The organism is Psychrobacter sp. H29 (assembly GCF_059073055.1).
In genome coordinates, this window is sequence record NZ_JCACRY010000001.1 from 2412106 (window position 1) to 2436233 (window position 24128).

Here is a 24128-nt window from a genome sequence, read left to right on the forward strand (position 1 = left end):
ATTGGGTTAAGGCCAGTACCTACAACACGTAAGTATTGGCACTTTATTCTCAATAGCATATCACCAAAAGACAGCGATATGCAGTTACCGCTTATTCATCGAACCAAGATTCCCGAGCTTTCATGATGAGTTTTCCTGCAGTTTCAGAGTCTAATCCTTCGATATCTTCTAAGTCGAAGACGGCTTGTTCTGCCAAGTCATCAACGGTGATGATGTCTTTTTGTGCCATTTTATAGGCCCAGCTGACTGTCATACCTTCAAGCTCTTGGAGCTCTTGACTTGGCTCTTTCATGTTCTGTTGTTTGACCAATTCGTCTGCGATGACAACTTCTTTGGCACGTTCTTGAATCATATCAATGGCTTCATCATCTAAACCTTCAATATCATAGAAGGTCTCAACAGGAACATAAGCCACTTCTTCAATACTGGTAAAACCAATATCAACCAATGCCTGTGCTAAATCTTGGTCCACTTCTAGACGCTCATAAAACAGCTCAATGAATGCTTTTGATTCATTTTCTTGACGCTGCTTGTACTCTTCTTCAAGCATCATATTCAGCTTATAACCTGTCAATTCAGACGCCAAACGTACGTTTTGACCTTGCGAGCCAATTGCGCGTGCTAGTTGATCATTGGTACTAAATATAATGTCTGCTGTCTGGGCATCTTCATCTAGAATAATGCTGCTAACGTCAGCAGGCTCTAGAGAGCTAATGATGAACTGGGCTGGATCATCTGACCAGACCACGACATCGATACGCTCGCCATCTAGCTCTTGCTGTACTGCTTGGATACGTGTACCACGCATACCGATACAAGCACCCACTGGATCGATACGATGATCATTAGTCTTAACCGCTATTTTAGCACGGGTGCCCGGCAGACGAGCAACGTTGCGAATTTCAATAATTTGTTCTGCAATCTCAGGCACTTCTTTTTGCATCAGTGCTGATAGCATTTCTGGATGCGTGCGAGATAACAATAACTGTGCACCGCGATTTTCACGGTTTACATGATATAAGATAGCGTTGATACGAGATTTGGCACGTAGTTGCTCACGTGGCAACATCTGATCGCGTGATAGATAGCCTTCAGCGTTATCACCTAAGTCGATAATATAGCCATCACGTGTCTGTTTTTTGACTTCGCCATACATCATTTCACCAACACGTGGCTCAAAAGCATCGGCAACAAGCGCGCGCTCAGCTTCGCGGATTTTTTGAATGATGACCTGTTTTGCTTGAGTAGCCGCAATACGACCAAATTCGATCGATTCAATTTGCTCTTCTTTGATATCACCAATTGACCATTCTTCTTGATCTAGATCTGTGATCGCAAGCTGACAAGCTGGCATTTCATGGTCTTCATCTGCAACCACTGTCCAGTAACGATAAGTATCGTAATCGCCAGTTGCACGGTCGATTGATACGCGAACTTCCACTTCTGGCTGTTCGGTATATACTTTTTTCTTAGTCGATACCACCAAAGCATCTTCTATTGCTTCAAAGATATCTTCAGGATTTAAGCCCTTTTCATTACTGACAGTTTCTACTACCGTTAAGATTTCACGACTCATGCTATACCTGTCCTATCATTTTTTAATTGACTTAAATTTTATAATTTGGGTGTTGCTATTATATCGTTACCATAAGCCGCGTAAACTATTGAAAGATGACACCACTACTCTCTTATAGGTCACTTTATAGTCCTTAGCAGTTACGCTATAGTATAAATTTAGGCATCTTCATAAACTAAATTGGCTTTATCAATATTACTTAATGCAATCTCAAACTGTTCGCCATCACTTGACGTCAGCTTAAGCGAATTCTCATCGATACTATCTAAAGTACCTGTAGCTTTGCGACGTTTTTGATCACCAGCACCAATGGCTTGAATCAGACGCAAGCTCACAGTTTGACCGACATACGCATGCATCTGCTCATCTGAGAAAAACGCACGATCAAAACCAGGTGAAGACACTTCTAAGATATATTCGCCAGCGATAGGGTCATGTACCTCTAAAATACCACTAACCTGGTGATTTACCGCTGCACAGTCTTCGATTGTCACATGCTTGTCTTGAGCTTGCTCTTCTGGCAATGCCTCAATATAAATGCGCAGTAAAGAGCGGCGACCTTGTGGCGCAAACTCGATACCCCATAACGACACATCACAAGCAGCCACAGCAGGGGCGATAATATTAGTCAGTTCTGCAACTTTAGTCGAAAGCTTCATAATCTCTTTGTCTATTCCTATTCACTTATCTGTCGTACTTAGTAAACCGTATTGAAGTCTTGCTCTTCTGTCTATATAAATTTTTTAGTTTAGTAAGAAGAGTCACGGTCATTATATAATTATAAATCACAAACATATTAGATGTGTTGTGCCTTTATATAGGGATGAGCATAAAAAACATCAAGCTCAGCCAAACAATGCTTTTATTATTCATAAAGCACTACTATCGATAAAAGCGTGAGGAATAAAAGATAGTGTTGCTTAAGGAGCATCGTGCCAGTAGTGGCCGATGATGACCAGTGACGAGTAACATCATACTCTATTGACCTAGAGCTTAGCACAAGTAGGATAGATACCGCGATAACACCGACCTTCAGATACAAAAAAACCCACAAGCATAATGGTGGGCTAATCGGTACTGACAAATTTAGTGTACAAAGCATCAGTATAAAAAGTGGTAGCGGGGGCTGGATTTGAACCAACGACCTTCGGGTTATGAGCCCGACGAGCTACCAGACTGCTCCACCCCGCATCAATCTAGAACGCATATTATAGGGATACTTTATGGAAGTGTCAATACTTATTTTAAATAAATTATAAATTAAGTATTTTCTACTAAAATATCTAACCTGACGATATGCTACGTCTATAAAACTTGGTGCGATTGGGGGGACTTGAACCCCCACAGCTTGCGCCACCACCCCCTCAAGATGGCGTGTCTACCAATTCCACCACAATCGCATTTTACTACGCTGTTCTCTAGCATCTAATCTACGGTAAATAATGCTTAAGGTAGGCATCGGTAGAAATAGGCATTGCGAAAACAGGAAAGCATTGTAAATCTAACGTGCCAAAATAGCAAGCGTTGCCTGCTCAAAAGACACTTATTCAGGGTTTTCTGTTAACGGACGCGGTGTTTGCGGTACTGACACTGGCGCGTCCAAACGGAACTGATCTTCAGCCTGCTTACGAGCATGAACCGCAAGCGTCATACTCGTAATAAAAAATACCACGGTTAGTGCCGCTGTCGCGCGCGTCAAGAAATTGGCCGTACCTGCTGCGCCAAATACCGTACCTGACGAGCCAGCACCAAAAGAAGCCCCAGCATCTGCCCCTTTACCATGCTGTATCAAAATCAAGCCGATCATGGCAATGGCCACAATAATATGCAGGGCTAATATAAACGTAAACATGGTGGCCTCTTTTGCCGCGTAATGACGACTGATAACGAAAAATAAAACTTAGGGTTAATGGGAGTAGCATCTAATGTCCAACGATGCTAGGTCGATTCTATAAATAAGGCGCATTGTACACGATTGCAAGGGCACTGTTAAACCTACTTTTACCCACTGATAAAGCCACAGTACGTAATAGTCTCTGTAGGCTATGATCTTGATATATGGGAATTATTTATCTAATTAAGCATTAGCTTGATCAAAAGCATTCGCAATTGCTAAAAAGCTCTCTGCCTTTAGTGAAGCACCACCAACCAAAGCACCATCAATCATAGGATCTGCAGCAAAGCTTCCAGCATTACTGGCATTGACACTACCACCATAGAGCACAGTGATATTGTCTATATTGCTAGCAAAGCCTGCAATAGCTTGCTTGATATACTGATGCGTCTTACTGACTTCCTCTACCGTCGGCACTTTACCCGTACCGATAGCCCATACAGGTTCATAAGCGATAATCAGTTTCTCAGAGAGCAGCGAGATAAGATGTGGCTGCTGGACAAGTAAGTCTTTTATTACCGAGAGCTGTGCATCAATAATATCCAGTGTTTGATGCTCATTATACTGCGTTTGTGTTTCCCCAATACAGAACACCACACCTAAGTTCTCCGAAAATGCATGAGATAACTTGTTCAACAGGCAATCGTGAGATTCTTTATGGTATTGGCGACGCTCCGAATGACCAAGTATTGTCCAAGTAGCACCCGCATCGGCGACTTGCTGTGCTGAACAGTCACCAGTATACGCGCCAACATTCGCGCTATAGGTGCTAATATCTTGAGCGGCACTGAGTATTGTGCTGCTTGCTAAGCGTTCGCTGACCGCGGATAAATGAATACAGCTTGGTGCTACCATTAACTTACATTGGCTATTAGAAGTTGTCGTTCCGGTTTGTTTTTGGGTGCCCATTTTAGACAGCAACTCATCTAACAACACACTAACATCGTTGCTAGTTGCTGGATTTTGCTTCCAATTACCGATCACCCAAGCTTGCATACTCATTTACCTTGTCTCATGTATTGATGCCAATTCGGCTAATATGCGCGCCAGTATAACAAATAATTCGCAAGTGCTATAGTAGGGTTCTATCAAGAAGCGCTGAGCGTTTTGATCACTGCATGCAAGCGTCAAGGTTGTCAGCCATACTTTTATACTATGACGATTTGATTGTTAATATAAAGCCTTCAAACTAAAGTAAAGTCGTATATTATTAAGCATAACCATATTAAATGCCGTTATTGGCTTCTCTTTACGTAAATATGCCAAGAATGACAGATTAAGCAAGATCATAAAGTGTTAAAGAGATTTACTGAGAAAACAATGTATCAATCACCGCAAATATTTTAAATTGTAAATAATTAGTACGTACCGAAGACGTATGCAAAATATTTGGTATTAAGGAGAGGTCATAATGTCTATTGCAACCAGTAAGTATGGTGGTCTAGCCCAACAACTCATCAGTGATGGTGTTGTTAGTGAAGCAAACATGAAAACAGCGCAAATGGAATCGCAACAACAGCAAATAGGTTTGGTACCTTACCTTGTAGACAATAAACTGGCTGAAGCTTATCACCTCGCCCAAATGCTATCGCAAGCTTTTGGTGACCCATTATTTGATCTAGATGCACTAAGCACTGATGTTATTCCAAAAGACCTGGTAGATGAAAAGATCGTTCGTAAGTTTAATGCTTTGCCACTATTCAAGCGGGGTCAACGCCTGTTTGTGGCACTCAGTGACCCAACCCGTGTTGATGCCATTGATGCCATTGCTTTTAACTCTCGCTTGTCGATCGAGACCATCGTTGTTGAAGAAAACAAACTCAAGAAACGAATTGAGGATGTTTACGCTGATACGATGCAAAGCTTTGATAGTTTTTCCGATAGTGACTTAAATATTGGTTTCGATGAAGGTCAGGAAGAAGAAAATGAGACGAAACTTAATGAAGGTATCGATGAAGCACCGGTCGTAAAGTTCGTCAATAAAATGCTGGTTGATGCTATACGTATGGGAGCTTCTGATTTACATTTTGAACCCTATGAGAAATCTTTTCGAGTACGTTTTCGCGTCGACGGAGTCATGCAAAAAATGGCCAATCCACCTGTGCAACTTGCCAATAAAATTGCAGCCCGTTTGAAAGTTATGTCACAGATGGATATCTCTGAACGCAGAGTACCGCAAGATGGACGCATTAAACTCAAACTCTCTAAAAATAAAGCCATTGATTTTCGGGTAAACTCACTACCAACATTGTTCGGTGAAAAACTTGTTTTGCGTATTTTGGACCCTTCATCAGCAATGCTCGGTATTGATGCATTGGGCTATGAACCAGATCAGCAGGAAATGTTTTTAGAGGCATTACACAAACCACAAGGCATGCTCCTCATCACTGGTCCTACTGGTTCTGGTAAGACGGTATCACTTTACACTGGTATCAACATCTTGAATACGGGCGCCACCAATATCTCAACGGCCGAAGACCCTGTCGAGATTAACCTTGAGGGGATCAACCAAGTTAACGTCAACCCTAAAGTCGGTCTAACCTTCGCCAATGCGCTCAAGTCTTTCTTACGTCAAGATCCTGATATTGTCATGGTTGGTGAGATTCGTGACTTAGAAACCGCCGAGATTGCTATAAAAGCAGCTCAGACTGGACATATGGTACTTTCAACTTTGCATACTAACTCTGCACCCGAAACATTAACCCGGTTACGCAATATGGGAGTGGCTTCTTTTAACATTGCGACTTCGGTCAACCTAGTCATTGCACAGCGCTTGGCACGGCGACTATGTAAAAACTGTAAAAAACCGATCAGTATTCCACGGCAAAGCCTGCTAGAAATTGGTTTTACTGATGCCGACTTAGACAATCAAGATAATGTTATTTATGAGCCAGTAGGCTGCAATGAATGCCGTGAAGGTTACAAAGGTCGTGTCGGTATTTACGAAGTGATGAAGGTAAGCCCTGATATCTCACGTATTATTATGGAAGACGGCAATGCCATAGATATCAAAGATGCTGCTCTCAAAAATGGTTTCCGCGATCTACGCCGTTCGGGTATTTTAAAAGTCCTACAAGGTGTCACTAGTATACAAGAAATGATGCGGGTTACTTCTGAATAGACACTTAAGTGTTGATATCGGTCTCTCATAAGTTTATAGCTAGTAATTAAAAATAAAACAGATAAACACTGGTTTTTTACGCTAAAATAAAGTATGCCTAGCCAATATTACGCGTTCGGCATCCTCCTATACATTTGTAATATCTATACTGGATCATTTTGAGGGTAGTAACATGGCAAAAGCTAAGACAGATATGTTGTTGGACTTTACCTATGATGGTACGAACAGACGCGGGCAGAAAGTAAAGGGCGAAACGACCAGTCGCAGCTTAGAATTAGCCAAAGCGACCCTACGCAAACAGGGTATCACGGTTAAAGGTATCAAGAAAAAACCAAAACCCTTGTATACCTTCAAAAAACCGATTAAAGCCATTGATATTGCTATCTTTGCTCGTCAGCTAGCAACGATGATGAAAGCAGGCGTTCCACTCACCCAGTCTTTCGAGATTGTCGCTGACTCACTTGATAACCCCAGTATGAAGGATTTAGTCCTACAGATTAAAGCGGATATCGAAGCGGGTGGTACCTTTGCTTCTGCTCTACGCAAACATCCTCGCTACTTTGATGACTTGTTCTGCTCGCTTGTTGAATCTGGTGAACAATCAGGTGCACTTGAAACGATGCTCGAACGCGTAGCTACCTATAAAGAAAAAAGTGAGCTATTAAAAGCAAAAATCAAAAAAGCAATGAAATACCCTATTGCCGTTATTGTAGTTGCCATTATCGTTACTATGATTCTCCTAATAAAGGTAGTCCCTGTATTCTCTGATCTGTTTGGCTCCTTCGGTGCAGAACTACCTGCGTTTACGCAAATGGTTGTTGGCATGTCTGAGTGGATGCAAGCATGGTGGTTTATTTTGATTATTATTATCGGTGGCGCCATTATAGGTTTTTCAGAAGCTAAAAAACGCTCTAAAAAATTCCGTGATTTTTTAGACCGCGCTGTCTTAAAAGCACCAATTTTTGGCAATATCGCCTATCAGGCAATTATCGCTCGCTTTTCTCGCACACTATCTACAACATTTGCTGCCGGTGTACCACTTATCGATGCTTTAGACTCTACTGCTGGCGCGACCAACAACGTTGTATTTTACAATGCTACGCAGCAGATTAAAAATGATGTGTCTACTGGTCAGCAATTGCAATTCTCTATCCGATCTACCAACTTGTTTCCAAGTCTGGTCATTCAGATGGTTGGTATCGGTGAAGAATCCGGTAGCTTGGAAGAGATGCTGGATAAAGTCGCCGTCTATTACGAAAATGAAGTAGACAATGCTGTTGATGGTTTAACCAGTTTGATGGAACCTTTAATTATGGCAGTACTGGGGGTCTTGGTCGGTGGTCTAGTCATTGCGATGTATCTGCCAATCTTCCAAATGGGCTCTGTAGTAGGATAATAGATCGATGCAATTTATACAGTTACTACAAGAACATACTGCCTTAGCTTTAATTATATTTAGTCTATTGGGTCTTTGTATCGGTAGTTTTTTGAATGTGGTTATTCATCGTACTCCCCTCATGATGCTGCATGGATGGCGACAAGAATGCAGTCAGTTCATGACTGAACAAGTAGACATGCCGCGCGAGCACACGCTACCGATAGCAAACATTGTAGCGAAAGACCAGCCAATCACTTTGAGTCGGCCAGCGTCTCGCTGTCCTCATTGTGCCCACAAAATCAGATGGTATGAGAATATACCTTTAATCAGTTGGTTAATGCTGCGCGGACGCTGCTCCAATTGTAAAGCATCAATCGGTATACGTTATCCTTTAGTCGAGCTGGTAACTGCCCTACTATCAGTGTTAGTGATCTATAAATTCGGTGTAAATGCTACAGGGCTGTCCGCTCTGGTTTTGGTATGGACATTAGTGGCTTTAACAGGGATTGATTTTGATACGCAGCTACTACCTGACCGTTTGACGTTTCCATTGGCAGGTTTGGGGCTCGCGGTGAACTCACAAAGTTGGTTTGTGTCGCCAATACAGTCGATTTGGGGGTTACTGCTAGGGTTTTTGTCGCTATGGATCGTCGTGAAGGTGTTTTACTTGATCACAAAAAAACATGGAATGGGACAAGGCGATTTTAAACTATTAGCAGTATTGGGCGCTTGGCTTGGGCCTATGATGTTACCTTTAATAATTCTATTATCGTCCCTACTTGGGTCAATTGTCGGGTTAATCTTGATGAAAAAGCAAGGTGAGAGCAAGCCTTTTGCCTTTGGTCCTTACATTGCTATCGCAGGCATCGTGGCGTTGTTGTATGGTTCAGATATCGTCAGTTGGTATCTTGGCATGTATACTTACTAAATGATTCTCATAACTTTTCAGCAGACATGTATAAACGAATAAACAAGATTTTTTGAAATCTAATGGTTGGTTTATCGCTGCATTCCTTACTATATATACTAGACAAGCTGCTACTATGTTAAAAAACACGCCTCACCCTTATTCGCATCAATCACAAAGTCCCCAAACGAGTAATAAAACACTTGTAGTCGGTTTGACAGGTGGTATTGGTAGTGGTAAATCCGCTGCTAGCGCTTGGTTTGCTGAACAAGGTATCGATATCATTGATGCAGATGTGATTGCACATGAAACTGTTGCCAAAGGCAGCGACACGTTACGCAAAATCCAGAAAAAATTCGGTGATTGGGTGTTGAACGGTGATGGGTCAATGGATAGAGCTGCTGTGCGCACTCATGTGTTTACAAACCCCGAAGCACTGATTGAGCTTGAAGCTATCACTCACCCAGCGATACGTGAAACGGCAAAAGCACAGCTAGAGGCTAGTACCTCCCCCTATGTGATATTGTCCGCACCGCTACTGATTGAGGCTGCGGAAGCAGGACTTGCTAATTTATGTCAACGTATTCTAGTCATGGACGCCGCTGAGGACACGCAGCTTGCACGTGCCAGTCAGCGTGATGATCAAAGTATACAAAAAATCAAAGCCATTATGACCAATCAGCTCAGTCGTGAAGAGCGTAATCGTCATGCGGACAACGTCATACTCAATGAAAGTGATCTGGCATCCTTATACCTACAGCTAGAACCCTTACATCAAGAGTATCTTATGCTTGCCCAGCAGCTAAAGTTCGCTGTCGATTAACTTCGTACAATGCCATACCAGTTGCAACGCTCACATTTAGACTCTGTAAATTGCCATGCTCGTTTCCTGACATTGGGATATATACAAGCTCATCACAGCTTTCCATTGTTAGGCGACGCATTCCCTCTCCTTCTGAACCCATAATAATAGCAGTTTTCCCAGTCAGATCAGCAGCATGTATTGGTTTGGCATCGGCATTGAGCGCCGTACCAAATACAAATACACCAGCACTTTTAATTTGTGACAACGTGCGTGCCAAATTTGTGACACTGATAATCGGCATCATTTCTGCTGCACCAACCGATACTTTGGCTACTGTGGGCGTTAGGCTTGCTGCATGGTGCTTGGGACAAACGACCGCATCTACACCCATGGCAACTGCCGTACGCAAGCATGCACCAAAGTTATGCGCGTCTGTGATTTGGTCCAGTACCAATAACAAGCACTGCTCACGACCAATAATGGTATCGAGTAAGCCCTCATCGGCGAAACCTAGTGGACGAGCATTGAGGACCACGCCTTGATGCTGCGGACTACCGCATAACTGCGTTAGCTTGTCTTTTTGGGTTGGCTGAATACTAATACCATTAGCCTCAGCTTGGGCTATGATGGCTTGTACATGACTGTCAGTCTCGCGCCCTTGCTGCACAAATAAGCTAAGACCATCAAGAGGACGATGTTCAAGTAGCGCATCAATTGCATGGATGCCATAAAAATAAATGGGTTTTGCCATAGTAGGCCTATTAAATATTAGGTGGGTATCGCGATAAGCGATGGAGTAAAAAAGGATGTCGTTAGCACTGATAATAGATGTAGCTATGACTATTCATTGCCAATTGAACAAGACTTAAAAACAGAAATAAACAATACCAATCTGATATTGTTTATTTTTTGGTTGTTGACATTATTAGCCAATCATTAATGATATTAGCGTAACGGTATTTTTATCGTACTGCTAACACTATCAGCCTTCTAATATGATCAGCCCTCTAGGTGGCAGACATACTGAACGATCTCTTCGGTACGAAGATTGAAACCACTATTGCCTTCGACGACAAATGATTGACCTGCACGGTAGTAGCTAAACTCCTCGTCGCCGTTGATTTTCACTTCACATTCGCCACTGGTGATTTCGATACGCTCGGAGGTATTGGTGCTAAAGTGATAGTGCTCTACCAGATTATCACAGGGTAGGATAACACCCAATGTCTTATGGCGACCATCTTCAAACATAATGGTATGGCTCGAGCATCGACCGTCATAAGATATTGTCGCTTGTGCATTGACTGTTACGTTAGTAAATTGCGCCGCTGTCATCGTGGCTTCCTTATCAAATAATTATGGTAAAACTAAAAAATAAGTAACGGGTTACAGTCATCCCAGCATAGCGTCATGACCAGACACTTCTGCTATGCGTACTGTATCCTTTTATACTAGATGTCTGCGCACTACAAGTAATCGCAGCTTCTATGAAAACGCTTTGGAACAACAACTGATCGGGACATTGTGCTTCCCACTATACGCCTATAATTTTACAAAATCATGACTCGTTGTCATGTATTACATTTTATCATTGTGTGAGATTATGCTACCACATTATATCCATAAAGTTTGTTAAAGCGGCTAGGAAAATACTGCTCAGTACTGATTATCCATCGACTTAATTAGTGTTTTTTCGTATGACTATTTAATCAGTATAAGGGATAGGCTGTCATGAGCACTGCCCGAGTTATTTTATATATTGGCTGTTTATATATCCGCTTCATTTTGAGACATCAAACTATCCTAATAGTTGATATTGTAGACATTATAGTAATGACTTGCGGTCTATTTTCGATAGTTATATGATACTCTTCCAAGAAGAAAGTCTATTGTACATCGTCTTAAAGTTTGTATTTAAGCCTATTTAGCACCATACTATTTGCCTACAATATCTATCTACTTAATACGGTTAAATAGATAAAATCATCTCATTATTCATCCCATTCCATAGATGGCTCCTTGAGTTTTATATGAAGTCCATTGTCTGTCACGAGAGGCGTTGATGCTAGTATCATTAACTTTACATCAGTTTGCATTGATCGCTAAGCATGAGCTGAGTGTGGCTGAAGGTTTCAATGTCATCACTGGTGAGACAGGGGCTGGCAAGTCGTTATTACTCGATGCGCTGTCTTTATGTGTCGGCGCGCGTGCAGACAGTGCGATGGTCAGACACGGCGCAGCACATGCAGATGTCTATGCTCAGTTCGATATAGCGAATAACCCTGTTATCACTGAGTGGTTTACCAAAAATGATCGAGCACTAGAAGAGCCTGAAGTACTTATTCGTCGCCAGCTTAGTGATACAGGACGCTCAAAAGCATGGTTGAATGGGTCGCCCGTTAGCTTGGCTGAGCTAAAAAGCTTGGGCACGTTACTGGTCAATATACACAGTCAACATGCTCAGCAAGCTTTGCTAAAGCCGCAGTTTGTGGTGCAATGGCTCGATGAGATGGCACAAATCACGCCACTAGCTGAACAAACTGCCAGTAGCTATCAGGAGTATCAGCAGCTAAAGCGCCGCGCTGATGACCTCGCTAGCCGTGAAGCACAGCGCCAAGACCGTATTCAATTATTACAAAGCCAACTGGCGGATGTTACCCCTTTATTGGCTGTCGATTATACAGACGTTGAATCTGAGCATGAAGAGTTATCCAATATCGAAGCGCTCATGCAAGAGGCCAGTCATGGATTGCATCTGCTCGATAATGATACCGACGAACCAGACGTTATGACGTTGCTTGGTCAGGCTATAAAACTCTGTGATTATCAAGTAAGTGTCAGCCAAACGTTTGAGCAAGCCTCTGAACAGCTGCATTTGGCACAGCAACAAATCACTGAAGCCACGACCCTACTGTCGGACTATGCTGAGCAGCAACTGCCTGACCCTGAGCGTTTGCAATCATTAGACAATCTCATCAGTTTGGGTCATCGCCTATCTCGTAAGCACAACTTGCCAGCGGGTGATTTGATCGATGAAGCAAAAGGATGGCAAGAGCAATTAGAGCAATTAGAAAATGAGCCGAGCAGTGATGTGATGGCTGCGCAAATCGAGCAAGCTTGGCAAGACTATCTGGCATTGGCAGCTCAGCTAAATAAAGCGCGTACAAAAGCGGCGCCCTCAATCAGTAAACAGCTTATTGAGCAGTTACAGCCGCTTGCACTACCCAATGCTCGCTGCGAGTTTGTATTTACCGAAAAGGCAGAGCCGAGTCACTATAACGCGCAGGGGTGCTTCGATGTCGACTTACTGTTCAGTGCCAATGTCGGTATGCCGATGCAGCCACTACACAAAATCGCCTCAGGTGGTGAGCTATCGCGCATGGCGCTGGTCATGCAAGTACTACAAGCGACCAATGCTGATAATAATGCTGCCAAGCCCATGCTCGTATTTGATGAAGTCGATGTCGGTATCAGTGGCGGTACGGCACAAGTCGTTGGTGAGCTGCTACGCGCACTAGGACAAACGCAGCAGTTGCTTGCCATTACTCACCAAGCCCAAGTCGCAGCGCAGGCGCATCAGCATATATTGGTGCAAAAGCATCATCAAGAGCAAACTGAAAGCGAGCTACTCATATTGACTAACAGTGCACAAGTAGATGAACTGGCCCGTATGTCTGGCGGTGTGACCATTACAGAGGTCACTCGTGATCATGCTCGCAGCTTATTGTCTGATGTCAAATAGCCTACTATCAGATAGCACGCCTACTGTCGCTAAATTATCTATTGTTTGTCAGTAAAACAGTGTTTACTAGATAACAGTTTTTACTAGACAGTTATAACCGTCAGTAGCATGTGGCGTGAATCTTGCTTTTCTATCCGTTATCACCATATAGTGATCTCTCACCCTTTTTATTCGGTTGCGTTTGTTTCTATGTCTAAAACCAATTTGACCCATCACTTCTTGATTGCGGCACCAGAGCTGTCAGACCCTAGGTTTGAGCAGGCGCTCATCTATATCTGCCGTCATGACAAACATGGTGCGCTAGGTCTGATGGTCAATCGTCCACTTGAGCAGTCTCGAGTCGGTAAGCTATTAGAAGATTTAGATATCGAAGTGACCAATCCACAAGTCATGGAAGATGTGGCACTAGAAGGTGGTCCCATGTATCCTGAAGTTGGTTTTGTGCTGCATACTGGTCAACCAGAGTGGGCGTCCTCTTTTGCGATTTCGGAGAATGTCTGTATCACAACCAGTCAAGATATCCTAAAGCGTATCGCTGCAGGACAAGGTGTCGGTCATTATCAGCTGTGTCTGGGTCATGCCAGTTGGGGCAAAAAACAGTTGGACCAAGAACTGGGTAATGGTGATTGGCTGGTGTGCCCCGCCGACCTTAATTTACTGTTTGATACGCCATTTGAAGAACGCTGGCAAATCGCTGCGGACAAAATCGGTGTCAATTTTGATTATCTCAGCAGTGACATTGGTCACGCTTGATATCATATGTTTTATGCATTGCGTCTTATAAATACAGATAGAGAACCAAAGGATAGCCGTGACTATGGTAGATAGCCCTTTTACAGCCACTAGCAAAGACGCTATAAATAGTGCCATTGATAGTCTCAATGCCGCTGGTATCAGTTATAGTGACCTGAATACCAGCGACCTTAGTACCATTGATAGTAACAATGACAGTACCGCTGAGACCAGCATTGCTGAGAGTGCTGAACCAACGGTAAAGCCGCATCTTATTTTGGCACTAGATTATGGTGTCAAAAAAATGGGTATGGCGCTTGGTAATACCATGACTCAGACCGCCCGTGCATTTGACATCTTGGCGATGAATAATGGTCAGCCTGACTGGGACAATCTAATCGGTATTATTAAGGTCTGGGGCGTGGCACAAGTCATCGTCGGTCTACCACTTAATATGGATGGCAGTAGCTCCATGCTCTCAAAACGAGCACATAAATTTGCGCGTCGTTTGGCACATAGGATCATGGAGCAACATCTGCCCGTAACCGTGTCACTATGTGATGAGCGCCTGACCTCAATCGAAGCAAGAGAAATCGCATGGGATAATGGTTGGATAAAAAACGAGCGCGACCCGATTGATGACATCTCTGCCTGTATCCTGATGTCGACCTATTTTTCGGACCCAGCTAGCAGTATTGCTATTGACGCGATCAAAGCCGACTAGTCAAAAAAGTACCTGAAATACATAGTTGCCTTATGACGCGACTTCGCTATATCGTCTCTTTCCACAGATAAATGACTGATTACTATGACCACCGCTTCAGACCAAGATTTGCATACTAAGTCGCAACATGGTTTTGCACCGCTTGCTATTGCCCGTATTAGAGGTGCGCAGCGTGCAAACCAAGTAGCGATTTATCTTATTTATGCGGCTATTCTCGCATTTGTGGTCTTTGGCACCATCGCTAGCATCAAGATGTTCCATGACAACCAGCTTCTTTATCGATTGTTTTATAACCTACCCTATGCTCTAGTTGCTCTCACCATTCCTATTACTATTTATGATGCGCTGGTGGTGTATCGCTACCGTTTGAACCAGCCCTCGATGATCGCGATGAGCATTGGTGTCTCGACTATCATACTGATTGGTGGGTTAATATTTGCAGATACTGTCTGGTTGGGATTGTCCTGTTGGCTCGGTGTGGCTTTTTTATTTAAAGTAAGTTTTAAGCGCTTTTTCAACTTTTTAGAAGTGGCTGACTTGCCTGATAATGACGAAACACCAGAGACAGATATGGTAGACGATTCAGACAGCACGCATCAATAAATCACGCAAACCAACTGTTATTAAACCCACCTATTTAGCTTTACGATAATGACTATGACCACTTCTATACCAGATACCCCGATCAACCATCATCTAGACACGCAGGGGCTGATCTGCCCTGAGCCTGTGATGATGCTACACCGAGTCATCCGCAGAGCAGACAGTGGGGATATGATCGAAATACTGGCAACCGACCCTGCTACCACTCGCGATATTCCAAATTTCTGTCGTCATTTGGGTCATGAGCTAATTGGTCAAGAAACGCTGGCTGAAAACGTAAGCTTAGACACTGACCCTGACGAAATTACCATCGATAGTGACGATACTACACCTGCAAGCGTGACGCTGTATCGTTATGTGGTTAAGAAAAAAGAGGCGTAATAGGTCTGGTTTTTTCCTAATAATTACCTGTCACTGCTAACCTACCCCTTATCTGAGATTGTCTTATGAGCCGTGAGCGCGCCGTACAGCAAAGGCAACCCAAAGCACTGGCAGTCGATGATGAGCCAGCTTATATGACGGAATTTCGTCAAGCTATGCTGGCACGTGGCCTGGCAACGCGTACTCGTAATGCGTATGTGCGCGATTTACGTGCTTGTGAATTAACCAATCCTATTGCCCTGACTCGCTGGCAGCCTGATGATGTGCTGCACTGTCTGTCACTACTCACTCAAGATGGCAAAACCCCGCGTACCCAAGCGCGTATGCTCTCAAGCCTACGTCAATTCTATCTGTGGATGATCGCGAGCAACCTACGTGAAGACAATCCTTGTGAACGTATCAAAAGTCCAAAGCTTGGTCGCCCACTGCCAAAAGACTTGAGCGAGGCTGATATTGATAACCTCTTAGCCGCGCCTGATACCAGCACTGCTCTCGGACTGCGCGACAAAGCCATGCTAGAAGTACTCTACGCCTGCGGTCTGCGCGTCAGTGAGCTGATAAACCTAGCACTAGAACAAGTGAACCTAAATGCTGGCTGGCTACAAATCACAGGTAAAGGAAATAAAACGAGGCTGGTGCCACTCGGTGAATATGCCAGTGACGCGCTAGAAGACTATCTGTCTCATGGACGCGGGGATTTGATTGCGCATTTGAAATCTGGTAATTGCCAAGCAGTGTTTTTGACTGCGCAAGGTGGTTATATGACGCGTCAGAACTTTTGGTATCTACTTAAAAAGTATGCCAAAGTTGCCAGTATCGATAAAGAACTATCACCGCATACCCTGCGTCACGCCTTTGCTACCCATCTACTCAATCATGGTGCTGATCTGCGTAGCGTGCAGTTATTGCTTGGGCATAGTGATTTATCCACCACGCAAATCTATACTCACGTAGCAACGGCAAGATTGCAGCAGTTACATGCTACGCATCATCCGCGTGGATAGCCTTTTGGGTAGCTTGGTGAGCAGAACTGTAATTAAATATTGATTAACGATCATCAGAGGAACACATAGTGTCGCAAGCTCAGCCGTCTACCTTATCTACTCTAACCAAAAAGCAAAATGCTGCTCTTCGAAACCTTACTATTATGGGTTATTTGGAAGGCACGTCTTTTCTACTGTTACTTGGTATCGCCATGCCACTCAAATATATGTTGGGCATGCCTGAAGCGGTGAGCTATGTCGGACCAGTGCATGGGGTGTTATTCGTTGCCTATATCATGGTGCTTATCATCACAGCGGGCAGAATAAAACTGCCACTGTGGGCGCTACCCGCTGGTGTGCTTGGCTCATTTTTGCCCTTCGGACCGTTTGTGTTTGATCATTTATTAAAGAAGAGTGTGAGAAAGTAGGATCAAAAATCTTGATGACACAAATCTACAACCCTGTAGTGATGACGCCTGTAGTGATGACAATAGTGCAGAAACTATTGAAACAACATCGATGTCTTTTAAATGAGCCGTAACCCTGTATCATGAATTATTGACTATTGGCTTGTGAATAGCGGGGTGAGCTGTGTTTGGATTTGATATCGACTTACAGTTAATGGGTTATCATTTTTTTCAGTTGTGCATTGCCTTTATATTGTCGTTGCCCATTGCCCTCAATCGGGAGATGAAAGACAGTGGTGCAGGGCTCAGAACCTTTCCGCTAGTGACGATTGCCTCCTGTGCTTTTATGTTGGTGGGTCGAGATATTTATTCAGATGGTGATGCCGAAGCACGTATCATGTACGGTATTATCACTGGTATGGGCTTTATCGGTGGTGGCGCTATTTTTAAAAGTGGCGGCAGCGTAAAGGGTACAGCGACAGCAGCAAGTTTATGGAATACGGGTGCTATTGGCATCTCAGTCGCTTACAGCCGCTACGAGATCGCTATTATTTTATCTGTTGTTAGTTTTTTGATATTGCAGTTCTCTAGTCCATTTAAGACAGAGAAGCAAACCAAAAAGTAAGCTGAAATTTTATTCGGTTGTCGCTACAATACTCACCATACTTATCAATTGAGAATCCCATGAGCCATAGACCACCTGCTGACCTCCTCAAAAACGCCGAACACTGGCGTGAAGACATTAATTTTCGCCAAGAAGTACTGGGTAAGCCGTTTGATTTTGCGACCACGTGGGGTATTTTTTCACCGCAGAAGCTTGATGATGGTAGCCTGATGCTGCTTGATTATGTAGATTTCCAAGACGATGATGATTCGATTGATTTGGGTTGTGGCTATGGTGTGCTGGGTATGACAGCAGCACGTGAATGTCCAAATGGTCAGCATACGCTCATTGATAAAGACTTTATGGCGGTAGAGTATGCGCGCCGTAACTGTGAGAAAAACGGTCTAAACAACGTCGATGTGCATTTATCAAATGGCTTCAACCATGTGGCAGCCGATAAAGACTTTAGCCTTGTGATGTCAAACTTGCCCGCCAAAGTAGGTAAAGAGCAGCATTATCTGTATTTCCTCGATGCTTATGCGCGCATGCGCAAGGGTGGACGTTTTTATGTCGTGACGATTAATGGCTTACGTCAATTTGTGAAACGCTCATTTACTGAAGTGTTTGGCAATAGTGAAAAGATTAAACAAGGTAAAACCTACACAATTACTATGGCGACCAAAGAATAATATTTAGCATCTAGCCATAAAAGATCGTCAAAAAAAGCACGCTACCTCTGATGTAACGTGCTTTTTTATTGGCTTATTTACGGGTATGGGTTATCTGCTACATTTGTCGTTTTATCAAGTAACCACCGAGCGCTGCACTGCCGATAATCGGTAGTAACACCATGAGCATGGGCGAGAATCCTGTGGCGAGCGATACAAACCCAACCAAGTCTTGAATATAGCTAAATAGCAGACCGAAAAGCAAGGCCACGACGATACGCAAGCCTAAGCTATGCGTACGTAGCGAGCCAAAGACAAAAGAGCAAGCAACAATGACCAATGATAATATTGACAAGGGTGAGAGCAGTTTTTGCCAGAACGCCACTTCATGCTCTAAGGAGCGATTGCCCTGTTGACGCATAAAGGTACGATGCTCATAGAGCTGCGTCAATGACAAGTCCTCTGCTTTACGCGTGAGCAAATACACGGACTCTGGGGCAAAAGGTAAGCTGAGGGTATCTGATGCTGAGACTGCTTGACTGCTTTCAAAACCCTGATTGATACTGAGCTTGACCATATCGTTCAGTTGCCACTCGTAGCGATACTGCTCGCTTGGCTTGTCACTGCTAAGGTCAATCGGCTCACGACCAGTATATTTGCCACCTTCAGCATGAACTGCCGTTTGCAGATTGCCATTGTTGTCTAAATGCCAACGTTTGACCTCGCCAATGTTGCCTGCGACATCAGCATAATCGATGTACAAAATATCGCTACCATCAGGTGTCGCGCTACCATCCTCTGCACTATCAAACCGTGGCTGTATCGTCCAATAGCCGCGTACTGAAGTAACCAGAGAGATATTATCCTCGTCATTGATTTGCTTTGCCAATTGATTGGAATGCGGTAGCACAAACTGATTAATCGCCAGTGCCAACAGCACAAAAATCAAAGCAGGTTGTAATACCCAGCCAACGATACGATAGATGCTGACTCCAGCTGCACGCATGACAACCAACTCGCTTTTATTAGCGAGTAAGCCCAGTCCGATAACAGCGCCAAGTAACGCACCCGTTGGAATAAACTGCTCTAAAAAGTACGGCGAACGATAGAATATATATTTAAGCGCCTCACCCATCGTATAGCTGTCATCCAAAGAATCAAGCTCTGACAAATAAGAAAACACCAGCTGCAACGCCCATAGACCCATGACAGCAGCAATAATAGCAAGCAAGGCGTTGAGTTTGACGTAACGGCCTAGCACTTTTAGGCTACCTGGTTTTTTGGCCAGTTGGTCAGTGCTTGCAGACTTAGCAAATAAAGAGCGCATTAAGACTGCCCTCCTGATGGGCGGTGATTTTTATTATCGATATCACTATGTGCAGTGGCTGCAGCCAGTCTATTTTCTTGTTTGCGAAAACGCAGGCGATGTTGCACGCGACTACCCCAATTCAAATAGAGCGCCAATGCCATAAACCCTAGCACTAACCATGCATATGCCCACACGCTGACGCTGCCTTTGCTCACCGCATTTTTGAGCGAGATGATACCTAACGCACAGCTCACAAATAACAAGATAGAGGGAAACAGACGCAACCAACGTCCTTGGCGTGGACGTACCTGTGCAAGCGGTACTGCTAGCATCGGTGCGATAATCATCAGCCATGGTAATGCGAGACGATAACCCAGCTCACCTTGGGCAGCACGCAGCGCGTTATTGGTACTGGTCTGTGCGTCACCCGTTGCCGCTTGCCATAGAGGTCCAATCGCTTGGGTTTCTATATTGTCCTCGGTGATAACGTCTTGTGAGGATTCGGTGAGTGTGATGCGATAACGATCAAAAGCCACTTGATTGTATTTTAAGCTACCTGCGCCCACTTCGTAACGACGACCTTGGAACAAGTCCAATTGTGTCACGCCGCTATTACCTGTGTTTACTTGCTCAGCACGCTTGGCAAGCGTAATCGTATCTTTACTGATATTTTGTGCGCTACTATTTATAATGTTTTTTGGCATATCAGAGATGCCGACCTGATCTGCTGTCTTTTGATCAATAGTGTTGTTCATATCAGCAGCATCTTTAGTATCACTGCCTTTTGACGTAGGTTCAGACTGGATCAGGATCACATCTTGTAGTTTTTTCTTATCATCGCTGAGACTGCCTACATATAAGTGATAGTTACCGCTACTGATAAACTCATTCGGTCGAATCAAATCAAACGCACTGGTCAGTGCTTGCTGCTGCCAGACCGCCTCAGATGAGCGTACGCCCCATGGTTTACCAACAATAGACAATGCCGCCTCTCCAGCGAACAAGACCAATATCAATGGCGTCATCAATCGCGCCAGTCTGCCACGAGACACGCCGCTAGCATTAATAACCGCCATTTCTTGATCGACATATAAGCGACCAAAAACCAGCATCAAGGCAATAAAAAAGGCTAGCGGCAATATCAATTCTAAAAAGTACGGCAGGTTATACCCAATGATCGTGAACAGTAGGCTGATGTCCAAACGCCCTTCAGCAGCAATGCCAAAATAACGTATCAAACGTCCACCAAGCATCATCACCACCAAAAACCCCAACACCAGTGCAGTGGTCGAGGCAACTTGCTGAGTCATATAGCGGCGTAATATCACAATGGGTACTCTTAAACAGTTGGTAGGCGCATGGTCGATTGAGCAGTTCTCATCGAATGTAAAGACGACGATAACACAGCATGGTCAAGACATAAGTTCAAATAGTTCTTCAGGTCTCAGCAAATACTGCTGGACGACTGATTAGTCACACTAAACAAATACAAGCGGCAAATATAACCGCTAATGCTAGCATGTTTTGCCTAAAAATGGCTGTGAAATGTGTTTGAAAACATTACCTACACCTTGCTGACAGCGCATTATTGACAGTAAGAGAGAAATATAGCAAATATTGAATGAAGCAGTAACCCAGTCTTAGATGAGATTAAATGAAAAGACCTCTCTTCCATTATATTTTTGCTTTATTTATTTTAGAAAGGTTTGTTTGTCGTTCGTATCACTGAGTGCGTATGGCTAATATTAATTGCTAGACTGAGTGACATCGTTAAGTGAAAGTTAAGTAAAAAAATGCCAAGTGCAAAAAATACTTTTATATCGTCAAATGGAGAATAAGATTAATGAATAACACAACTTCTACCCCCTCTACCCTACTCGAACTCGCTGGCGGCACGTTTGATGCACTTGACTGGTCGAAGTGCGCGCTCGTGCTTATTGATTATCAGAATGAATATGTCGATGGCGCGATGCCATTAGGAAACGCTGGCACCAAAGCGATTGGAAACGCGCAGCGCTTACTCGATAAGGCCCGTCAGCAGAATGTGCCTGTCTTTCATATTACCCATCACGGTCCAGAAAACGGCAATGTCTTTGATCCCCTCTCAGCCAACGTTGAGATTGTTGAGCAGCTCCAGCCGCAAGATGGCGAGGCGGTGATTACCAAAAAACATCCTAATGCGTTTCACGATACTCAGCTACAAACAATGATTTCATCTGCATCAAAGCAGCAAGTTGTTTTTGCAGGCTTTATGAGTCATATGTGTGTCAGCTCAAGCGTTCGCGCCGCATTTGATTTGGGCTTTGATAGCTTTGTCTGTCATGACGCTTGTGCAACTCGCGACCTACCTAGCACCAAACAAGAAACTATCAGTGCTGAAGTCATGCATGATACGGCGATGGCAGCATTGCAAGATAGATTCAGTGCCCTAATGACAACAGAAGAATTGGTTAATGGCTAAGTCTTAAAATGATCGTGTAAATTGGCGCAGTAAAATTGTACGAACTTATTACCTAAGCCTTGCTAACTGCGCACTATCATCGCAATATGCTACACTACTGTGATTGCTCAATAGGCCAAATACTCTAATAATTTAACAGGCATACGCACTCATACGAACGCTGTATTTTTCATAACTCTAATAAGGATAACGATATGAATATCAAATTATCTCAGCACCTACCAAAGACCCATACGCAAAAAATGCTAAAAAAAGAAGCCAAAAGCAAAGACGACGCTTGTCTGGTTGTATTGGTCGATGATAAGAAAAACATTCTTGCAGAATCTGTGCTGACTGAATATACCGCTCGTATTGAGCAGTTGATCGATGTGTCACATTTCAAAGGCACTGCTTGTGAGACCGTTGCTGACTATGCGTTGGCAGGTGATAAAAAGACAACCAAACAGAATCCTGTACAATTACTGCTAGTCGGTGTGGGCAACACGGATAAGTTCAATAACACTGTATTGCAAAAAATTGCTAAGACCATCTATAGCAGCACACAAAAGCGTGTGTCTTCTATTACGGTTGCATTGGGCGACGCGCTAGAAGAGAATCATTTTGGTCAATTTGCGCTCAATCTACTAGCCGCTAGCTATCGTTTTGATAAGTATAAGTCTGAGCAAGCGACGCCTGTATTGACTGATGTTTACCTAGTAGCTGATGACACCTTGCAACCTGCACTTGCATTTGCTCAGTCAGTATTTGCCGGTCAGAGCCTCACTCGTGACGTGGCCAATGAGCCAGGTAATATTTGCTTCCCAGCCTATATGGCAGAACAAGCTCAAGAACTTGCAACCACTTATCCTGATTTGTTGACCGTCAAGGTACTTGGCGAGGATGAGATGACAGCGCTAGGTATGCATTGCTTTTTAGCCGTTGCACAAGGCTCTACCAAAGAAGGCAAGCTGGTACTGATGGAGTATCGCGGTAAATCAGCATTTGGCACAGAGGCAGGAACGACTGAGTCAACCAGTAGCAATGCAAAAGTATCTGGTCTAAAAGCACTGGCTGATAGGCTACCAACCAAAAAATCAGCTAAGAAAGCAGACAATGCTAGCGATGATGCCCCAATCGTATTGGTCGGTAAAGGGGTTACCTTTGATTCAGGTGGTATCTCAATCAAGCCAGGCGCAGCAATGGATGAAATGAAATTTGATATGGGCGGTTCAGCGTCAGTACTCGGTACCATCAAAGCCTTGTGTGAAGCGCGTCTACCCATCAATGTCGTTGGCGCACTCGCTTGCGCTGAGAACATGCCATCAGGTGATGCCACACGTCCAGGCGATATCGTAAAAGCCATGAATGGTAAGTCAGTTGAAATCTTGAACACGGATGCCGAAGGTCGCTTAGTGCTCGCGGATACCTTATGTTATGTACAGCGCTACAACCCAAAAGCCATTATCGATGTGGCAACCCTGACTGGTGCTTGTGTGGTTGCCTTAGGTCATGTGCGTTCAGCGGTGTTTAGTAACGATGAAGATGTATTGTTTGACTTAGAAAACGCGAGTAATCTGTCGGGCGATCTTGTCTGGCATATGCCATTAGATGAAGAGTATCAGGCTCAGCTTGATTCACCAATCGCTGATATGCAAAACATCGGCGGCAAAGGTGCTGGTGCTGTCACTGCCGCCTGCTTCTTGTCTCGCTTCGTGGAAGAAGGTCAAGCATGGGCGCACTTAGACATCGCTGGTACCGCATGGAATTCAGGTAAAGACAAAGCAGCAACTGGTCGTCCTGTGCCACTATTTATGCAATATCTAAAAAACAGCTCAGAAAGAGTATAAGCGTTCT

23 protein-coding genes and 2 tRNA genes are annotated in these 24128 nt (G+C 43.9%); 15 read left to right on the forward strand and 10 right to left on the reverse strand.

What is annotated here, in order from left to right:
* Positions 1-91: 91 nt before the first annotated feature.
* The 6 genes from nusA to tpiA all read right to left on the reverse strand — a co-directional run bounded on the left by nusA (position 92) and on the right by tpiA (position 4466).
* Positions 92-1576: a transcription termination factor NusA gene (gene nusA / locus AC5JP1_RS09770; RefSeq protein WP_319050747.1), complete on the reverse strand. Its 1485-nt coding sequence runs from the start codon at positions 1574-1576 to the stop codon at positions 92-94.
* Between the two features lie 158 nt (positions 1577-1734).
* Positions 1735-2235, reverse strand: coding sequence for a ribosome maturation factor RimP (gene rimP, locus AC5JP1_RS09775; protein ID WP_493843978.1), 501 nt, complete (start codon positions 2233-2235; stop codon positions 1735-1737).
* Between the two features lie 455 nt (positions 2236-2690).
* Positions 2691-2767 (reverse strand) — tRNA-Met (locus AC5JP1_RS09780).
* 124 nt (positions 2768-2891) lie between these two features.
* A tRNA-Leu gene (locus AC5JP1_RS09785) sits at positions 2892-2976 on the reverse strand.
* A 143-nt stretch (positions 2977-3119) separates the two neighbouring features.
* Positions 3120-3428, reverse strand: coding sequence for a preprotein translocase subunit SecG (gene secG / locus AC5JP1_RS09790; RefSeq protein WP_319050749.1), 309 nt, complete (start codon positions 3426-3428; stop codon positions 3120-3122).
* A 225-nt stretch (positions 3429-3653) separates the two neighbouring features.
* Positions 3654-4466 carry a triose-phosphate isomerase gene (tpiA, locus tag AC5JP1_RS09795; RefSeq protein WP_493843979.1) on the reverse strand — a complete coding sequence of 271 codons (813 nt, stop codon included), beginning with the start codon at positions 4464-4466 and terminating at the stop codon, positions 3654-3656.
* A 412-nt stretch (positions 4467-4878) separates the two neighbouring features.
* On the opposite strand from tpiA, the gene pilB reads away from it, so the two are divergent.
* From pilB to coaE, 4 genes are all read left to right on the forward strand, one after another.
* Entirely contained in the window at positions 4879-6591 is a 1713-nt protein-coding gene (gene pilB, locus AC5JP1_RS09800) for a type IV-A pilus assembly ATPase PilB (protein WP_493844470.1), read from the forward strand.
* Between the two features lie 172 nt (positions 6592-6763).
* Positions 6764-7987 carry a type II secretion system F family protein gene (locus tag AC5JP1_RS09805; protein WP_319050752.1) on the forward strand — a complete coding sequence of 408 codons (1224 nt, stop codon included), beginning with the start codon at positions 6764-6766 and terminating at the stop codon, positions 7985-7987.
* Positions 7988-7994: 7 nt separating this feature from the next.
* Entirely contained in the window at positions 7995-8897 is a 903-nt protein-coding gene (locus AC5JP1_RS09810) for a prepilin peptidase (protein ID WP_319050753.1), read from the forward strand.
* Positions 8898-9012: 115 nt separating this feature from the next.
* A complete protein-coding gene (gene coaE / locus AC5JP1_RS09815; protein ID WP_319050754.1) occupies positions 9013-9699 on the forward strand; it encodes a dephospho-CoA kinase in 687 nt (228 codons plus the stop codon).
* On the opposite strand, the gene rlmB is transcribed toward coaE, so the two are convergent.
* Entirely contained in the window at positions 9662-10432 is a 771-nt protein-coding gene (rlmB, locus tag AC5JP1_RS09820) for a 23S rRNA (guanosine(2251)-2'-O)-methyltransferase RlmB (protein ID WP_319050755.1), read from the reverse strand. The genes coaE and rlmB overlap by 38 nt on opposite strands.
* Before the next feature lie 248 nt (positions 10433-10680).
* On the reverse strand, positions 10681-11016 hold the full coding sequence (gene ppnP / locus AC5JP1_RS09825) for a pyrimidine/purine nucleoside phosphorylase (protein WP_319050756.1): 336 nt from the start codon (positions 11014-11016) through the stop codon (positions 10681-10683).
* A gap of 727 nt (positions 11017-11743) precedes the next feature.
* On the opposite strand from ppnP, the gene recN reads away from it, so the two are divergent.
* From recN to AC5JP1_RS09870, 9 genes are all read left to right on the forward strand, one after another.
* Positions 11744-13423, forward strand: a complete 1680-nt coding sequence (gene recN / locus AC5JP1_RS09830) for a DNA repair protein RecN (protein ID WP_493843980.1) — start codon at positions 11744-11746, stop codon at positions 13421-13423.
* A gap of 189 nt (positions 13424-13612) precedes the next feature.
* Positions 13613-14176: a YqgE/AlgH family protein gene (locus AC5JP1_RS09835; protein WP_319050758.1), complete on the forward strand. Its 564-nt coding sequence runs from the start codon at positions 13613-13615 to the stop codon at positions 14174-14176.
* Between the two features lie 178 nt (positions 14177-14354).
* Positions 14355-14879 (forward strand): Holliday junction resolvase RuvX, encoded by a 525-nt coding sequence (ruvX, locus tag AC5JP1_RS09840; protein ID WP_493844471.1) that lies wholly within the window; start codon positions 14355-14357, stop codon positions 14877-14879.
* Between the two features lie 84 nt (positions 14880-14963).
* Complete coding sequence (locus AC5JP1_RS09845; RefSeq protein ID WP_493843981.1) at positions 14964-15482, forward strand: hypothetical protein; 519 nt, start codon at positions 14964-14966, stop codon at positions 15480-15482.
* Between the two features lie 54 nt (positions 15483-15536).
* Positions 15537-15863, forward strand: a complete 327-nt coding sequence (gene tusA, locus AC5JP1_RS09850; protein ID WP_443524998.1) for a sulfurtransferase TusA — start codon at positions 15537-15539, stop codon at positions 15861-15863.
* 65 nt (positions 15864-15928) lie between these two features.
* Positions 15929-16867, forward strand: a complete 939-nt coding sequence (gene xerD, locus AC5JP1_RS09855) for a site-specific tyrosine recombinase XerD (RefSeq protein ID WP_443524997.1) — start codon at positions 15929-15931, stop codon at positions 16865-16867.
* Between the two features lie 68 nt (positions 16868-16935).
* On the forward strand, positions 16936-17274 hold the full coding sequence (locus AC5JP1_RS09860; RefSeq protein ID WP_493843982.1) for a DUF3817 domain-containing protein: 339 nt from the start codon (positions 16936-16938) through the stop codon (positions 17272-17274).
* A 163-nt stretch (positions 17275-17437) separates the two neighbouring features.
* The gene (locus tag AC5JP1_RS09865) at positions 17438-17878 is read left to right on the forward strand and encodes an MgtC/SapB family protein (RefSeq protein WP_493843983.1); all 441 of its coding nucleotides are present in this window, start codon (positions 17438-17440) and stop codon (positions 17876-17878) included.
* A gap of 59 nt (positions 17879-17937) precedes the next feature.
* Positions 17938-18546 (forward strand): class I SAM-dependent methyltransferase, encoded by a 609-nt coding sequence (locus tag AC5JP1_RS09870; protein ID WP_493843984.1) that lies wholly within the window; start codon positions 17938-17940, stop codon positions 18544-18546.
* Between the two features lie 97 nt (positions 18547-18643).
* Here AC5JP1_RS09870 and lptG read toward each other — a convergent pair whose 3' ends face one another.
* Together lptG and AC5JP1_RS09880 are read right to left on the reverse strand one after the other, a co-directional pair.
* Positions 18644-19852 carry an LPS export ABC transporter permease LptG gene (lptG, locus tag AC5JP1_RS09875; RefSeq protein WP_493843985.1) on the reverse strand — a complete coding sequence of 403 codons (1209 nt, stop codon included), beginning with the start codon at positions 19850-19852 and terminating at the stop codon, positions 18644-18646.
* Positions 19852-21144, reverse strand: coding sequence for an LPS export ABC transporter permease LptF (locus AC5JP1_RS09880; RefSeq protein ID WP_493843986.1), 1293 nt, complete (start codon positions 21142-21144; stop codon positions 19852-19854). The genes lptG and AC5JP1_RS09880 overlap by 1 nt, the downstream gene beginning before the upstream one ends.
* Before the next feature lie 533 nt (positions 21145-21677).
* Here AC5JP1_RS09880 and AC5JP1_RS09885 point away from each other — a divergent pair.
* Both AC5JP1_RS09885 and AC5JP1_RS09890 read left to right on the forward strand, forming a co-directional pair.
* The gene (locus AC5JP1_RS09885; protein WP_493843987.1) at positions 21678-22295 is read left to right on the forward strand and encodes a cysteine hydrolase family protein; all 618 of its coding nucleotides are present in this window, start codon (positions 21678-21680) and stop codon (positions 22293-22295) included.
* A gap of 194 nt (positions 22296-22489) precedes the next feature.
* Positions 22490-24121 carry a leucyl aminopeptidase gene (locus AC5JP1_RS09890; protein ID WP_493843988.1) on the forward strand — a complete coding sequence of 544 codons (1632 nt, stop codon included), beginning with the start codon at positions 22490-22492 and terminating at the stop codon, positions 24119-24121.
* Positions 24122-24128: the final 7 nt, after the last annotated feature.